This window comes from Microbacterium sp. NPDC057658 (assembly GCF_042799975.1).
Classification (GTDB): Bacteria; Actinomycetota; Actinomycetes; order Actinomycetales; family Microbacteriaceae; genus Microbacterium.
Genome location: NZ_JBHVHT010000002.1, coordinates 558,685 through 573,207 on the forward strand (window position 1 = coordinate 558,685; position 14,523 = coordinate 573,207).

Sequence of the window (14,523 nt, forward strand, 5' to 3'; positions counted from 1 at the left end):
GGCGTGCCGCTCACGCCTCGACGGTGATCTCGTCGACGGTCTTGTCCGGGCGCAGACCTCGCCAACGCGCGTGCCGGAGGATGCCGTCCGGTGTCCAGTTCGCGAACTCCACCTCGCCCACGAGCTCGGGTCGCACCCACAGGGCGTCGGAGGAATCGGGTCGGGGCACGCCGTCGAGCGGTGCCCGCGGCACGCGCAGCGGCTCCAGGCGCGCGATGAGATCGCGAAGGATCCGGTCGGTGAATCCGGTGCCCACGCGGCCGATGTAGCGGAGGTCGCCGCCCTCCGGGACCGCGAGGAGGAGAGAGCCGAGAGTGCCCTCCCGCTCGCCCTTTCCCGGGCGGATGCCGACGATCACCGCCTCCTGCATGCGGGTGTTCTTGAGCTTCAGCCAGGAGGGCGAGCGCTGGCCGGCGCGGTACCGCGACGCCGGATCCTTCACGACGACGCCCTCCAGACCGAACTCCTCGCTCGCCGCCAGTGCCGCGTCCACGTCGTCGAAGACGGGTGGGACCTGGATGGGCGCGTCGACTCCCGCCACGATGTCACCCAGGAGCGTGCGGCGCTCGCGGAGCGGCATCCCAGTGAGGTCGTGGCCGTCGAGGCGGAGCAGGTCGAACAGCATGTACACGACCGGTGTGCGCACCACCTCACGCTCGATCTCCCGGGGCCGGGTGAGGTGCATGCGGTTCTGCAGCAGGGAGAAGCTCGGCCGGGCGGCGCTGTCGAAGGCGACGATCTCCCCGTCGACGATCGCCTCGTCGACCGGGAGGAAGGGGGCGCCGTCGGCCGTCAGCTCGGGGTAGCGGGCGGTGATGTCGGTGCCGCGACGGGCGTGCAGCGACATGTGCCCGTCGCGCCAGGTGCCGATCGCACGGATGCCGTCCCACTTCACCTCCACCCAGGACGGGGTGCTGAGGTTTCGAGCGATCGCGGGGGTGCCGTTCTCGGCGAGCATCGGGGCGAGGGAGGGGAGGGTGCCCCCGGCGGGTGACGGCGCGGGCGCTGCGAGGGGCCGTCCGCGGCGGGTGGGGGCGGGCGCCGCCGCCCGGATCGCGGGAGCCGGGGTCGAGGCGGGCGCGTTCGCCGGCAGTGCCGGAGCGTCGGGGCGGAGCGACGAGAGGGGGTCGAATCCCGCAGCCGCGCGTGCGAGCACGTCGTCCAGTTCGAGGTGGGCGAGCCCCGGGTCGTCGAGCTCCTCCCACGTGCGCGGCGCCGCGACGCCGGGGCGGGCGCGCCCGCGCAGGGAGTACGGGGAGATCGTCGTCTTCTTGCCGTTGTTCTGGCTCCAGTCGAGGAACACCTTGCCCCCGCGCACGGCCTTGGACATGACGCTCGTCGCCAGGTCCGGGTGGTCGTTCTCGATGATGCGGGCCAGTTCTTTGACCACGGCGGAGACCTCGGCGCTGGTCTGCTCGCCGGGCAGGGACGCGTAGAGGTGGATGCCCTTGCTGCCGCTCGTCACGGGCAGGGGGTCGAGGCCCATGCCGGTGAGGAGCGTCCTGGCGATCCGGGCGACCTCGGCGCACTGAGCGAGGTCGGCGCCGGGACCGGGGTCGAGGTCGAGGACGAGGCGGTCGGGGCGGCCAGGCAGGCCCTCGGGAGTGAAGCGCCACTGCGGCACGTGCAGCTCGATCGCGGCGACCTGCGCGAGCCACACGAGCGTGGGCACGTCCTCCACCAGCGGATACGCCTTGGGACCGTCGGAGTGCTGGATGTCCTGCCGCGGGATCCAGTCCGGAGCCCCGGGCTCGAGCTGCTTCGTGAAGAAGGAGTCTTCGGGCGCCGCGGCGGTGCCGACGCCCTCGACCCAGCGCTTGCGGGTGACCGGGCGGCCGTCGAGGAGCGGCAGGAGCAGGGGCGCGATGGCGGTGTAGTAGGCGATGACCTCGCCCTTGGTCGTGCCCGTCTCCGGATAGACGACCTTGTCGAGGTTGGTCACGCGCAGTCGTCGGCCGTCGACCTGTACGACCTGCGCCTCTCCCACCATGGAGCCAGCGTAGTCAAGGGGTGGTCGTGACGGGTGGGGCTGGTGTCTACTGGTGTGATGAGGACGATCTGGAAGGGCGCCCTGACGTTCGGGCTGGTGAACGTGCCGGTCAAGGTGTACTCCGCGACCGAGGACCACGACGTGCCGCTGCATCAGGTGCACGACAAGGACGGTGGCCGTATCCGCTACCAGCGGACGTGCGAGGTGTGCGGCGAGACGGTCGCCTACTCCGACATCGACCGCGCGTACGTCGACGACGGGCAGACGGTCGTGCTCACCAAGGACGACCTCGCCGCGCTGCCGGCGGAGAAGAGCCGCGAGATCGACGTGGTGGAGTTCGTGCCCTCGGAACAGGTCGATCCGCTCACCCTCGACAAGCCGTACTACCTGGAGCCCGACTCGAAGTCGCCGAAGGCGTACGTGCTGCTGCGCAAGACTCTGGAGCAGACCGACCGCACCGCGATCGTGCGGTTCACGCTGCGCCAGAAGACGCGGCTCGCCGCCCTGCGCGTGCGGGGCAAGGTGCTCGTGCTCCAGACGCTCCTGTGGTCGGACGAGGTCCGCGAGGCGGAGTTCCCGTCCCTCGACGAGGACGTGCGGATCTCGAAGAAGGAGCTGGAGCTGTCGTCTTCGCTCGTGGACAGTTACTCGGCCGACTTCGATCCCGAGGAGTTCGTCGACGAGTACCAGAAGGAGCTCCGCACCCTCATCGACGCGAAGATCGAGGCCGGGGAGACGTTCGATGTGGCCGAGACGTTCGGCGGCGACGGCGAGAAGGCGGCGGACGGCGGCGAGGTCATCGACCTGATGGAGGCGCTGCGCGCGAGCGTGGCCCGCTCCAAGGAGAAGCGCTCGAAGAACGCGGGCTGACCCGCGACGGGATCAGTGCTTGCCGTCGCCGTCGAGGTCGGGGGCCCGGTCGAACACGTCGGCGTCGAGGACGAGCTCCTCCGCCTCCTCGTGGTCGGTCACGACGTCTTCGCCCGCGGCCGCGGCCTTCTTCGCCTTGTGGCGCTCGGTGAGGTAGTGCCACAGGGTGACGATCGCCGTGCCGCCGACGGCGATGAGCAGGATGATGTCGATGTACTCGACGACGAGGTCTCGCACCCACGGGATGTAGGCGATGAGGTAGCCGACCATCGTGAGGCCGAAGCCCCAGATCATCGCCCCGATGAAGTTGTAGAGCGAATAGCGCCGCCAGGGCATGTGGCCCACGCCGGCGGCGACCGGAGCGAACGTGCGCACGATCGGAACGAAGCGCGCGAGGATCACGGTGAGGCCGCCGAAGCGCTCGAAGAACGCGTTGGTGCGCTCGACGTTCTTCTTGCTGAACAGGCCGGATTCTTTGCGTTCGAACACCGCGGGGCCGCCCTTGTGCCCGATGACGTAGCCGACCTCGCCGCCGATGAACGCCGAGAGGGCGATGAGCAGCGAGACGACCCAGATGTTCACGCCGAAGACGTTGCTCGTGTGGGTCAGCAGGCCCGCGATGATGAGCAGCGTGTCACCGGGCAGGAGGAAGCCGACCAGCAGACCGGTCTCGGCGAAGATGATGAAGCAGACCACGAGGAGCGCCCACGGACCCGCCGCCCCGATGATCGTCTGCGGATCGAGCCACGGGATGAGCGCGGTGGGGGCGTGCAGCATGCTTTCGAGCACTGGCGGGATTCCCGTCGGTCGTGAGGTGTCGGCGGTGGAGCGATGCGGGCGCCGAAGCACCCGTCGTGCGGAAGGTGGGACTTGAACCCACACGCCCTGGGGCACAGGAACCTAAATCCTGCGTGTCTGCCAATTCCACCACTCCCGCGCGGTGGCTTCAGTCTACTGACCCGCGCGCTGTTCGACCCTGGGGATCGTCCCGCAGTTCCGCGCCGTCACGCAGGGCGGTCACGCTCCAGCCGGACGACCGCGACGAGGACTCCCGTCGCGAGCGCACCGAGTCCGCCCATGGCCATGTCGCCGATGGTGTCCTCGTAGGTGACGAAGATCTCGTCGGTGATGAAGGTGCGTCCCGCCCACTCGATCATCTCCCACACGGCGCTGGCCGCGAGCCCGATGACGGTGCAGAGGACGATCGGGATGCGCGGTCGGAACGCCGGAGACTCCTGCGCGGTGACGATGCCGAGGCGGGAGAGCACGAGGTAGCCGGTGGCGGCGAGGGCGCTTGTGCAGACGAAGTGCACGACGAGGTCCCACCCGGTGAGCGTGCGGTACAGGTCGAACACGTTGCTCGCCGCCGCGATGAGCACGATCAGGCCGATCGTGAGGTCGATGCCGCCGCGCATCCCGAGGACGCGGGGGAGCATGAGGGCGGGAAGAGCGAGCGCGAGGATGCCGGCGTCGGTCGGGGTCGACCAGATCGCCGCGACGAGGACGCTGAGGATGCCGATCACCCGGACGGCGTCGGCGCCGTACTCCGCGACGGACTGCGGCGGGCGGAGGAAGTCCTCCTTCATGCGGGCTCCTCGGGTGCGGCAGCGGGGGCGAGATCGATCAGGGCATGCACGGGGAGGTGATCCGACGGCCAGCCCCCTCCATACTGGCGGGCGTCGATGCCCACCCGGCGCACGGAAAGCGTGGGGGAGGTGAGGATGCCGTCGATGCGGCGTCCACGGCGCGGCGATCGGTAGCCGGAGAACGTGCTCCAGGCGGGGGTACGGCGGGTCACAGCGGCCGTCCACGAATCGCGGAGGACGTCGTCGGCTTCCAGGGCACGCCACGGTGCCAAGCCCGCGGCGGCGTTGACGTCCGCGAGGAGGATGACCGGTGTCGCAGAGGCGGCGGCGAGGTCGTGCACCGCCTGCGCCTGACGGAGCCGCGCCCACGGCGAGAAGGCGTCGAGGTGGGTGTTGAGCACGGTGACGGGGGCGTCCGTGCGGCGGTCGCGGAAGGACGCCTCCACCGCCACCCGCGGCGCGACGCTCAGCCAGGAGCGCGAACCGGGGCGATCAGGGGTGCGGGAGAGCGCGACCTGTCGCCAGGTGCGCAGCTCCAGCCGGTCGGCGTCGTAGAAGAGGGGACAGCCCTCGCCGCGGGGTCCGGGGAGGCGGCCGTGGCCGACGCGGCGGAACGACGGGCCGAGCGCGGCGGAGACGGCGGCAGCCTGCGCGGGGAGGGCCTCCTGCACACCGAGGAGGTCCGGCCGCTCGGTGCGCAGGAGCGCGGTGAGCCGGGGGCGTCGGATCTCCCAGCGGTCGGCGCGCGGCCAGGCGAGTGCACCGAGGTCGCGGCGGATGTTGAGGGTCATGACGTGCAGCTCGGTGGCGGATGGTGTTCCGAGGAGCGGGGCGGTCATCGGCGGGCTCCGGGCGCGGGGACGCCGAGGCGGTGCAGTACCCGGCGCAGCACGAGCCGCACCCAGCGCACGGGAGGGAAGTCCTCCGGCCAGTGCACGAGGACGGTCCTGGCACCGACCCAGGCCCGGCGGGCGAAAGAGCGGGCGCTGCCGAACGGGCGCATGGAGATGCCCATGTCGGTGTGCAGGAGCCAGCGGATGCGGTGGCGCTCGCCGACGTGGAAGGCGAGGTCGAGGTCGTCGTGGAGTTCGGCGTCGGCGCGGTGCACGCGGGCCCGGACGGCGAGCCAGGCCGTGCGGCGGAGTGCGAGGTTCGACCCGAACAGCGGTGCGTGGCCGAGGGCAGAGCCGCAGACGACGACGTAGGAGAAGAGGTAGGCCGCCGCGAGGGGGCGGCGCAGGAACCGAGGGCCGTCCACGAAATGTGCCCCGCCTGTCCAGGCGCCGACCCGCGGGTCGCGTGTGCACGCGGTCGCCATCGTCTCGATCCATCGCGGCCCCGGGACGCCGTCCGCGTCGAGCCGCAGGATCACGTCGCCCGTCGCCGCGTCGTACCCGGTCGCGCTCGCCGCGGGGATGCCCGGGGTGTCGCACCGCACGACCCGTGCACCGTGCTGGGCGGCCACGGCGGCCGACTCATCGGTCGAGGCGTTGTCCACGACGATGATCTCGTCGGGCGGGAGCGTCTGCCGGGCGAGGGCGCGGAGACACCGCCGCAGTTCCGCCGCGTCGTCCTTGACCGGGATGACCACGCTCAGGGTCGGTTCGGGGGCGGCTGGTGTGGCGCGGTGCACGTCGTCTCCTCGCAGGTCTGCTCCTCAGCCTAAGGAGCGCGACGACGGGGGACGTACCGGTTGACACCGGGGCGGGCGGCTCGATACGGCGGCGTCAGGAGGAGCTCTCGATGCAGACCGCTTGTCCCTCGACGAACGTATCGATCGCGGTCCGGCGGAGTTCCTGTTCGCGGTCGGGGTCCGCGTCGTCGCCGTTCTGGACGCCGACGCGGTAGTCGTAGAGCGCGCGCAGGTCGTCGCTCACCGCCGTCGCTGCCTCCTGCACCTCGCCGTCGACGTCCAGCTCGGCGTACTCGTCCGCGAGCTCCTTCAGGCGCTCGGTCTGCTCCGGGCTGGGCACGCCGCCGACCGTGTCCTGGGCGAAGAAGGCCTCGAGCTCCGTGTCGACGGCGGCCACGCTCTGGCACTGCAGGAGATCGGCACCCCCGGTGCAGCCTGACAGGACGAGAACGCCGAGGAGCCCGCACGAGACAGTGAACCGCTTCATGCCTGCACGGTACCGGGTGCCGGACGGCCTCCGTTCGAAGGCGGCGCATGGGGTGTGGATAACTCAAGGGGCCGGGAGGTGATCGTTGCGAGGATGCAGGGATGGAGCGGCCCGCGTCGATCATCGCCGACCTCGTGAGGCGTCGGCTGCGGACCGAGGGGGTGGATCCGGCGACGGACCCGGAGCGGGCGCGGGACGTCGCCCGGGCGGAGGTGCGGCGTCACGATGATCGGGCGCTCGCGCGGGGCGGCGTGCTGGTCGAGGACGAGGCGGCGTGCGTGCGGGACGTGCTGGCGGCGGTGAGTGGCTTCGGTGCTCTGCAGCCGCTGCTCGACGACCCGGGCATCGAGGAGGTGTGGGTCAACGGCGACGGGGTCGTGCACACGGCGCGGGGTGGGGTCGCGGAGCGGACGGCGCTGCGGTGGGACGGGGCGACGGTTCGGGATCTGGTGGAGAGGATGCTGCAGGCGACGGGGCGGCGGGTGGACATCGGGCAGCCGTTCGTCGATGCCTCGCTGCCGGACGGTTCGCGGCTGCACGTGGCGATCGCCGATGTCGTGCGCGGGGCGTGGGCGGTCAACATCCGCAAGTTCCTTCCCGGGCACCGCTCACTCGACGCTCTCACGGCGCAGGGCGCACTGACTCCCGATGCCGCGCGGGCCCTCGGTGAGGCGATGCGGACGGGCGCATCCGTGATCGTGTCGGGAGCGACCCATGCGGGCAAGACGACGATGCTCGGAGCGCTGCTCGCCGCCTGCGCGGCCGAACAGCGCATCATCACGGTGGAGGAGACGTTCGAGCTCGCGGTGGACGGCCCCGATGTGGTCGCGCTGCAGGGGCGTCAGCCGAGCCTCGAGGGGACCGGCGAGATCACGCTGAGGCGGTTGGTGAAGGAGGCCCTGCGGATGCGACCGGACCGGCTCGTGGTGGGGGAGGTGCGCGATGCGGAAGCACTCGACCTCGTGCTGGCGCTCAACACCGGAGTGCCCGGGGCCTGCACGGTCCACGCCAACTCCGCCGCGGAGGCGCTCGACAAGCTGTGCCTGCTGCCCCTCCTCGCCGGCCGGAACATCGACCGCGGCTTCGTCGCCCCGGCGATCGCGTCGTCCGTCGACCTCGTCGTGCACTGCACGCGCGATGCGGCGGGGCGCCGATACGTCGAGGAGATCGTCGCCCCGACGGGCGAGGTGATCGAGGGGCGGGTGCTCAGCACGCCGGTCTTCGGAGCCGGGCGCCCCCGCGGCCGATCGGGCCCGGTCGGCTCGGAGCCTCTCGCATGACGATCCTCCTCGGCGCGACGCTCGCGGCCGGCGTGCTCCTGATCCTGTCACCGTGGCTGTGGCCGGCGGGAGAACGCTCCGCTACTGCTCCGCATCGCGGTCGTCTGGCTCGTCTCGCGGGCGAGGCGGGGTTCCCGGCGGTGCAGACCCGCTCTCTCCTGATCGGCATCGCCGGTGCCGCGCTCGGCGCCGCCTCCCTCGCCTGGCTCGTCACGGGGAGCGCCGCGCTCGCGATCCTCGCCGGGCTGGCCGGAGGCACGGCGCCGATCGCCTACCTGCGTGGCCGCCGTCTGCGGCTGCGGCGTCTGCGGCGCCAGCTCTGGCCCGATGTCTGCGACCTGCTGATCGCCGCGATCCGCGTCGGTCTGTCGCTCCCCGATGCGGTGGCCACCCTCGCGGAATCGGCTCCACCGCCGCTCCGCCCCGCGTTCGACGTGTTCGCCCGAGACCTGCGGAGCAGCGGACGGTTCGACGCCAGTCTCGACCGGCTGAAAGCCGTCCTCGCTGATCCTCTCGGGGACCGGATCATCGAGACCCTGCGGATGGCGCGGCAGGTCGGCGGGACCGAGCTCATCGGCGTGCTGCGGGCGCTCTCCTCGTCGGTCCGTGCCGACGCGGCGCTCCGCGGCGAGGTCGAGGCGCGGCAGTCGTGGATCCGCGGGGCGGCCGTCCTCGGAGCCGTGGCGCCGTGGGTCATCCTCACCCTCCTGATCCTGCGCCCGGAGGGGGCCAAGGCCTATGGCACGCCGGAAGGGATCGCCGTGATCGTCGTGGGCGCGGTCGTGTCCGTCGTCGCGTTCCGCCTCATGATCCGGATCGGTCGGCTGCCCGAGCCGCGTCGGTGGTTCGGGTGAGCGGGCTCTCTGCGCTCGCCGTGGCCGTGCTGCTCGGCGGGGGATTCGCCGCGGGTGTCCTCTCGCTTCTGGCGGGCCTCCCGCGGTGGCGGGCGGCGTCGCTCGCGTCGCGGATCGCGCCGTACGTGCGGGACGTCGTCGACGACGAGGTGTTGCCGCGCGATGCCTTCCCCAGACCAGGCACCCTGCCCGCCGGAGGGTTCCGCCTCGGTGCGCGCGGGGCGCGGGCGCTCGACCGTCTGCTCGGCGGGACGGATGCTCTCCGACGGCGGCTCGCGCAGGCGGGGTCGACACTCGATCCCGTCGCCTTCCGCGGTCGTCAGCTCGCGGTGATCGTGAGCGGAATCGTCGCCGGGGCGCTCGCCGTCATCGTTCTCGTCGTGATGGGTCGGTGGTCGCTTCCGGTCGGGTCGATCCCGCTCCTCGCGGGAGCGGCGGCCGGTGTGGGGTACGACATGCGACTGTCGGCGCGGGTGCGTGCGCGGAAGGTGCGTCTGACCGAGGAGCTTCCGACGACGCTGGAGTTCCTGGCGCTCTGCCTCTCGGCGGGGGAGGGGTTCCTCGATGCCGTGAAGCGCGTGGCCGGTGTGGGATCCGGGGAGCTCACCGTGGAGCTGCGTCGCGTGGTGCTGGAGGTCGGGACAGGGTCGCCGCTCGCCGACGCGCTGAGCGCCATGGCGGCTCGGCTGGAGCTGCCGGGACTGACCCGGGCCGTGGACCAAATCGTCGCCGCGCTCGAGCATGGAGCTCCGCTCGCCACCGTCCTCCGCGCGCAGGCCGACGACACGCGGGAGGAGGCCAAGCGCACGCTCATCGAACAGGCCGGACGGAAGGAGATCTTCATGCTCTTGCCGTTGGTGTTCCTCATCCTGCCGTTGTCCGTCGTGTTCGCAATCTACCCTGGTCTGTTCATCCTGCGCCTCGGCATCGGGTGAGTGGTCGGCCGAAGGTGTCCCGGGGGCTTACCTTTTGACTATGGGAAGTCTCGAGTACAACAGCTCTCGTCCGCCGATCGACGTCGAGGACACCCTGCTGGCGCATCTGAAGATCGTGATCTCCACGAAGCTGCGGCGTCAGGAGAGCTTCATGATGACGTGGCCCTCGGGGACGAAGAGCCCCGGCCGGCTCTCCGCGTGGATGCACCCGGCCATCCCGCTGGTGCTCGAGTTCGACGCCGACCCGGTCCCCGCGATCGACCCGGCCCGGGTCAGTCACATGATGGAGCGCTTGAACGCGCGCGGCGAGCTCCTCATCGACGAGTTCACCTCCTGACGCTGCCGCGGCTTCCCGCGGCGCTCAGACGTCCCAGTCCGGTAGTCCCCCGAGGTCTTCGGCGAGGCTTCCCTCGCCGGCTACCTTGACCCGGAAGAGGAACACTCGCGACGTCGGGTGGACGAGGACACTCGCGAGGCCGTCCGACGTGGCGAACGAGACGAATGTCGGCTCGGTACGTGCGGCGGCTTCGATCCGTTCTCGGAGGGCGACGACATCGGTGCCGCGAGGCAGAGGATAGGTGAGCCCGTCGATCTCGACCCGCGCCCGCATCTCATCGTCAGGTCCGGGGCGCATGCGTGACAGGCTATCCCTCGTCGTGGTGTCCGGACCCGGGGTTGTGCGAATCGTGCGACGGGAGTACAGAACCCCGCCGCTTCGCCCTTCGCGCAGCGACGACGATGATGATGACGGCGACGAGGATCACCACGCCGACGACGATCGCGATCAGCACCGGAATCGACGGCAGCAGGGGGTTGGGTTCCATGGGGCAGGAGCCTATTGCGCTCCCGCGGCTTCCGGTAGACGACCATGAAGGCCGCCCCTGTGGATAACGTCCGCGCCGCGGCGGGTCTCCGATGCACACTGGCGGCATGATCTCTCGTGCGCGCTCGATACTCCGTGCCTTCCACGATGACGAACGGGGAGACGTGCCCGGCTGGGTGCTCGTGACCCTGATGACCGCGGGCCTCGTCGTGCTCATCTGGGCGGTCGCCGGACCCGCGCTCACCTCCCTCTTCGAGCAGGCCATCCAGCGGGTGTCGGGGCTCTGACATGCGTGCGCCTGCGGGGGTGACCGACGACCGCGGATCGAACCCGGTGGAGTTCCTCCTCGTCGGCACCCTGCTCACCGCGCTCACCCTCGCGGTGCTGCAACTGGCGTTCGCGATCTACGTGCGCAACGTCGTCCATGACGCCGCCGTGGAGGGGGCGTACTACGCGGCTCTCGCGGACACGACGGCCGCGGAGGGGGAGGAGCGGGCGCGCGAGGTCATCCGTCGCGCGGTCGGCCCCTCCTATGCCGACGACATCACGGTGGCCTCGGCACGGCGAGGCGGACAGGAGACCGTCGCAGTCCGGATCCGGACGACGCTCCCGGTGTTCGGGCTCGTCGGTGTCCCTGCGGCCTTGCAGGTGGAGGCTCACGCACCGGCGGAGTCGTTCGATGCGCGATGACGCGGGGTCGAGCTCGCTGGAGTTCATCGCCGTCGGGGTGATCATGCTCGTGCCGCTGCTGAACCTCGTGATCGCCGTGGGCTCGGTGCAGGAGCAGTCGCTGGGCGTCGAGGCTGCGGCGCGCCAGGCCGCACGTGCCATCGCCTCGGCACCCGACATCGCGGCGGCGGCCGACCGCGGGGAGGAGGTGCTGGACGGGATCGTCGCGGAGTACGGCATCGATAGCGGAGCGGTCGACGTCTCCGTGTCGTGCCGTCCCCGGACCTCGGCCTGTCCGGCGGCGGGAGCGACGGTGGTCGTCACGGTCTCGACGCGCGTACCGCTGCCGCTCGTGCCGGGCGTGCTCGGACTCGACCAGGCGACCTCCGTCCCCGTCGAAGCGGTGTCGGTGCAGAAGGTGTCGCGGCGATGGGGCGGGGGATGAGGGGACGCGTACCGGCCCGGAAGCAGCACCGTGAGGGCGGCGACGACGGGAGCGTGCTGCTGCTCGTGCTCGGCTACCTCCTCCTCGCGCTCGCGGTGCTGTTCGTGTGCATCTGCGCCACCGACCTCTACATCGCCCAGAAGCGGCTGGACGGTCTTGCGGATGCGGCGGCGCTCGCCGGAGCGGACGGCTTCACGCTGCAGGTGGAGGGGGAGGTGCCGCGCGCGACGCTCACCGACGCGGGGGTGGCCGAGCAGGCGGTGCCGCTCGTCCTCGGAGCGGGGTTCGAGGCGACCGTCGTCGACGCGGGCACCCCGGACGGCGTGAGCGCGCGCGTCACCGTCGCGGCGACCTGGCACCCGCCGCTGCTCTCGCCGTTCGTGCCGGACGGGGTGCCCCTGCAGGCGACGGCGACGAGCCGGACGGCACTGCGCTGAGCGACCGGGTACTCAGTCGTCGGCCGGGTCCGGCGTGCGCGGCGGCGTGCGGGGCACGAACCGGGGGATCCAGCGGAGGAACCCGGCGGCGCCGACGAGTCCGATCAGGCCCATGGCCCCCGCCGCGAACGACAGGGACGCGACCGCGGTGATGCCCGAGACGAGGAGCGGAGCGACGGCGCCGCCGGCATCGGTCAGCGTGCGCCACGACCCGAGGAACGCGGCGGGGTCGTGCTTCGGCGCGACGTCCGCGCCGAGAGTGAGGAGGATGCCGCTCGACAGTCCGTTGCCGACGCCGAGGACCGCGGCGAACATGCCGAACCAGAGCACCGCGGAGTCGAGGTCGTGCGTGACCGACAGGGCGAGGAACCCGGCGCCCATCAGCACCATCGCGGGCATCGCCGCCCAGAGCCGGCCGAAGCGGTCCATCACCTGGCCGCTGGCGTAGAAGAGGGCGAAGTCGATGGCGCCGGACACCCCGACGACGAGAGCGATGGTCGACGCGTCGAGGCCCAGGGAGAGCCCCCACAGCGGCAGGACTACCTGCCGTGCCGACCGCACCGCGGACAGCGAGGCCGCGGCGAGTCCGAGCCGACCGAGCACTCCGCGCTGCCGCCACATGGTCTGGAAGATCCCGGCCCGCTCGACGGTGGGGATCGACCCGGTCACGGCCTCTCCGCTGTCCTCCGCGAACCGGATCGTCGTCCGCAGCGGTGCGACCGTCTTCTCCGGATCCGGTCCGAAGAGCACGAGCACGACCATGACCACGAGGCAGGCGAGGAAGAACCAGATCGCCGCGGCCTCGGTGCCGAAGAGCTGCAGGAGACCCGCGGAGACGAACGGGCCGATGAAGATGCCCAGACGGAAGCTGCCGCCGAGCAGGGAGAGCGAGCGGGCGCGGAACGCCAGCGGCACCCGCGTGGTCATGAACGCGTGCCGGGCGAGCCCGAACGCCGCGGCGCACAGGCCCAGGAGGAACACGGACGCCGCGAGGACCCCGAGCGACGGCGCGAACACCATGCCGACGGCGGCGAGGATGGCGATGACGCCTGCGATCACCATCGTGAAGCGCTCGCCGATGCGCCCCACGGCCCAGCCGGCCGGGAGATTGCCGCACAGCTGACCGACCACGAGCGCCGAGGCGACGAGGGCGGCGAAGGCGACGTCGGCCCCCATGGACGCGGCGATGACCGGGATGAGCGGGATGACCGCACCTTCGCCGAGGGAGAAGAGGACGGTCGGCAGGTACACCATCGGCCCGAACTGGCGGAGGACCGTGGATGCACTGCTCACGCCCTTCACGCTACTCCGGTCGGCGCGGACGACCGGACACCACCGTCCCCGCGCGCGCGGGCGGCACGTTAGGCTGAGGTGTCATGCTCGAACTAGATCTCTCCGCCGAAATCCAGGCGCTCAGGCACACCTTCGGCGACATCAGCGAGGTCGTCGATGTCAACCGTCTCCGCGAGGACATCGCGCGTCTCAGCGAGGAGGCCGGCGCGCCCGACCTCTGGGACGACACCGAGAACGCCCAGAAGGTCACCAGCGCGCTGAGCCACCGTCAGTCGGAGCTCGCCCGCATCACCGGCATCGCCCAGCGCCTCGACGACCTCGAGGTGCTCGTCGATCTGGCGAACGAGATGGGTGACGAGGAGTCGGCGATCGAGGCCCGCAAGGAGCTGCAGACGCTCACCGACCTCATCAACCAGCTCGAGGTGCAGACGCTGCTCGACGGCGAGTACGACGAGCGCAGCGCCATCGTGACCATCCGCTCCGGCGCCGGCGGCGACGACGCGACCGACTTCGCCGAGATGCTCATGCGCATGTACCTGCGCTGGGCGGAGCGTCACAAGTACCCCGTGAAGGTCATGGACACCTCGTACGCGGAGGGCGCGGGCATCAAGTCGGCGACCTTCGAGATCGACGCGCCCTACGCCTTCGGCACGATCTCGGTCGAGGCCGGTACGCACCGCCTCGCCCGCATCAGCCCGTTCGGCTCCGCGGACAAGCGCCAGACGTCGTTCGCCGCCGTCGAGGTCATCCCGCTCATGGAGGAGGCGACCGAGGTCGACATCCCCGAGAGCGACATCCGGGTCGACGTCTTCCGCTCTTCCGGCCCCGGCGGCCAGTCCGTCAACACGACCGACTCCGCCGTGCGCATCACGCACCTCCCGACCGGAATCGTCGTGTCGATGCAGAACGAGAAGTCGCAGATCCAGAACCGCGCCGCGGCCATGCGCGTGCTGCAGAACCGCCTCCTCCTGCTGCAGAAGGAGCAGGAGGCCGCCAAGAAGAAGGAACTCGCGGGCAACATCACCGCGAGCTGGGGCGATCAGATGCGCTCCTACTTCCTCTACGGACAGCAGCTCGTGAAAGACCTCCGTACGGGCCAGGAGTCCGGCAACCCCGCCGCCGTGTTCGACGGCGACCTCGACGACTTCATCTCGGCGGGCATCCGCTGGCGCAAGCGCAAAGACGAGGACTGATCCTTACGACGAAGGCCCCGGGAGTTCC

General features: G+C 71.2%; 19 protein-coding genes and 1 tRNA gene. 10 read left to right on the forward strand and 10 right to left on the reverse strand.

The window, feature by feature from the left end:
- Positions 1–10: 10 nt before the first annotated feature.
- Positions 11–1,990 (reverse strand): non-homologous end-joining DNA ligase, encoded by a 1,980-nt coding sequence (gene ligD, locus ACFU8V_RS16180; RefSeq protein WP_378872736.1) that lies wholly within the window; start codon positions 1,988–1,990, stop codon positions 11–13.
- A 57-nt stretch (positions 1,991–2,047) separates the two neighbouring features.
- Here ligD and ACFU8V_RS16185 point away from each other — a divergent pair, with 57 nt between their 5' ends.
- Complete coding sequence (locus ACFU8V_RS16185; RefSeq protein ID WP_025105313.1) at positions 2,048–2,860, forward strand: Ku protein; 813 nt, start codon at positions 2,048–2,050, stop codon at positions 2,858–2,860.
- 12 nt (positions 2,861–2,872) lie between these two features.
- Here ACFU8V_RS16185 and ACFU8V_RS16190 read toward each other — a convergent pair whose 3' ends face one another.
- From ACFU8V_RS16190 to ACFU8V_RS16215, 6 genes are all read right to left on the reverse strand, one after another.
- Complete coding sequence (locus ACFU8V_RS16190) at positions 2,873–3,637, reverse strand: DedA family protein (RefSeq protein WP_029989973.1); 765 nt, start codon at positions 3,635–3,637, stop codon at positions 2,873–2,875.
- Positions 3,638–3,715: 78 nt separating this feature from the next.
- Positions 3,716–3,797 (reverse strand) — tRNA-Leu (locus tag ACFU8V_RS16195).
- A 67-nt stretch (positions 3,798–3,864) separates the two neighbouring features.
- On the reverse strand, positions 3,865–4,446 hold the full coding sequence (locus ACFU8V_RS16200) for a hypothetical protein (RefSeq protein ID WP_378872739.1): 582 nt from the start codon (positions 4,444–4,446) through the stop codon (positions 3,865–3,867).
- Positions 4,443–5,285, reverse strand: coding sequence for an endonuclease/exonuclease/phosphatase family protein (locus ACFU8V_RS16205; RefSeq protein WP_378872741.1), 843 nt, complete (start codon positions 5,283–5,285; stop codon positions 4,443–4,445). Before ACFU8V_RS16205 ends, ACFU8V_RS16200 begins: the two co-directional genes overlap by 4 nt.
- Entirely contained in the window at positions 5,282–6,079 is a 798-nt protein-coding gene (locus tag ACFU8V_RS16210) for a glycosyltransferase family 2 protein (protein ID WP_249520869.1), read from the reverse strand. Before ACFU8V_RS16210 ends, ACFU8V_RS16205 begins: the two co-directional genes overlap by 4 nt.
- Positions 6,080–6,173: 94 nt before the next feature.
- On the reverse strand, positions 6,174–6,566 hold the full coding sequence (locus ACFU8V_RS16215; RefSeq protein WP_085603491.1) for a hypothetical protein: 393 nt from the start codon (positions 6,564–6,566) through the stop codon (positions 6,174–6,176).
- Positions 6,567–6,667: 101 nt separating this feature from the next.
- Here ACFU8V_RS16215 and ACFU8V_RS16220 point away from each other — a divergent pair, with 101 nt between their 5' ends.
- The 4 genes from ACFU8V_RS16220 to ACFU8V_RS16235 are packed head-to-tail and all read left to right on the forward strand — an operon-like array spanning position 6,668 to position 9,972.
- Positions 6,668–7,846 carry a CpaF family protein gene (locus ACFU8V_RS16220; protein WP_378872745.1) on the forward strand — a complete coding sequence of 393 codons (1,179 nt, stop codon included), beginning with the start codon at positions 6,668–6,670 and terminating at the stop codon, positions 7,844–7,846.
- Positions 7,843–8,700: a type II secretion system F family protein gene (locus ACFU8V_RS16225; RefSeq protein WP_085603500.1), complete on the forward strand. Its 858-nt coding sequence runs from the start codon at positions 7,843–7,845 to the stop codon at positions 8,698–8,700. Before ACFU8V_RS16220 ends, ACFU8V_RS16225 begins: the two co-directional genes overlap by 4 nt.
- Positions 8,697–9,635 carry a type II secretion system F family protein gene (locus tag ACFU8V_RS16230; RefSeq protein WP_315109079.1) on the forward strand — a complete coding sequence of 313 codons (939 nt, stop codon included), beginning with the start codon at positions 8,697–8,699 and terminating at the stop codon, positions 9,633–9,635. The genes ACFU8V_RS16225 and ACFU8V_RS16230 overlap by 4 nt, the downstream gene beginning before the upstream one ends.
- A 40-nt stretch (positions 9,636–9,675) precedes the next feature.
- Positions 9,676–9,972: a hypothetical protein gene (locus ACFU8V_RS16235; RefSeq protein WP_085603505.1), complete on the forward strand. Its 297-nt coding sequence runs from the start codon at positions 9,676–9,678 to the stop codon at positions 9,970–9,972.
- Positions 9,973–9,996: 24 nt separating this feature from the next.
- Here the strand turns inward: ACFU8V_RS16235 and ACFU8V_RS16240 are convergent, their stop codons facing one another.
- Together ACFU8V_RS16240 and ACFU8V_RS16245 are read right to left on the reverse strand one after the other, a co-directional pair.
- Positions 9,997–10,269 carry a hypothetical protein gene (locus ACFU8V_RS16240; protein ID WP_126893634.1) on the reverse strand — a complete coding sequence of 91 codons (273 nt, stop codon included), beginning with the start codon at positions 10,267–10,269 and terminating at the stop codon, positions 9,997–9,999.
- 10 nt (positions 10,270–10,279) lie between these two features.
- Entirely contained in the window at positions 10,280–10,459 is a 180-nt protein-coding gene (locus ACFU8V_RS16245) for a hypothetical protein (RefSeq protein WP_126893635.1), read from the reverse strand.
- Between the two features lie 106 nt (positions 10,460–10,565).
- Here ACFU8V_RS16245 and ACFU8V_RS16250 point away from each other — a divergent pair, with 106 nt between their 5' ends.
- From ACFU8V_RS16250 to ACFU8V_RS16265, 4 genes are read left to right on the forward strand one after another with little or no spacing between them, the layout of a single operon-like run.
- A complete protein-coding gene (locus tag ACFU8V_RS16250; protein ID WP_126893636.1) occupies positions 10,566–10,745 on the forward strand; it encodes a hypothetical protein in 180 nt (59 codons plus the stop codon).
- 1 nt (position 10,746) lies between these two features.
- A complete protein-coding gene (locus ACFU8V_RS16255) occupies positions 10,747–11,148 on the forward strand; it encodes a TadE/TadG family type IV pilus assembly protein (protein ID WP_249520866.1) in 402 nt (133 codons plus the stop codon).
- Positions 11,138–11,572, forward strand: a complete 435-nt coding sequence (locus tag ACFU8V_RS16260) for a TadE family protein (protein ID WP_378872754.1) — start codon at positions 11,138–11,140, stop codon at positions 11,570–11,572. Before ACFU8V_RS16255 ends, ACFU8V_RS16260 begins: the two co-directional genes overlap by 11 nt.
- On the forward strand, positions 11,569–12,009 hold the full coding sequence (locus ACFU8V_RS16265) for a pilus assembly protein TadG-related protein (protein ID WP_249520864.1): 441 nt from the start codon (positions 11,569–11,571) through the stop codon (positions 12,007–12,009). The genes ACFU8V_RS16260 and ACFU8V_RS16265 overlap by 4 nt, the downstream gene beginning before the upstream one ends.
- A 12-nt stretch (positions 12,010–12,021) precedes the next feature.
- Here ACFU8V_RS16265 and ACFU8V_RS16270 read toward each other — a convergent pair whose 3' ends face one another.
- The gene (locus ACFU8V_RS16270; RefSeq protein WP_126893649.1) at positions 12,022–13,263 is read right to left on the reverse strand and encodes an MFS transporter; all 1,242 of its coding nucleotides are present in this window, start codon (positions 13,261–13,263) and stop codon (positions 12,022–12,024) included.
- 122 nt (positions 13,264–13,385) lie between these two features.
- Between ACFU8V_RS16270 and prfB the strand changes: the two genes are divergently transcribed.
- Complete coding sequence (gene prfB / locus ACFU8V_RS16275; RefSeq protein WP_025105296.1) at positions 13,386–14,495, forward strand: peptide chain release factor 2; 1,110 nt, start codon at positions 13,386–13,388, stop codon at positions 14,493–14,495.
- Positions 14,496–14,523: the final 28 nt, after the last annotated feature.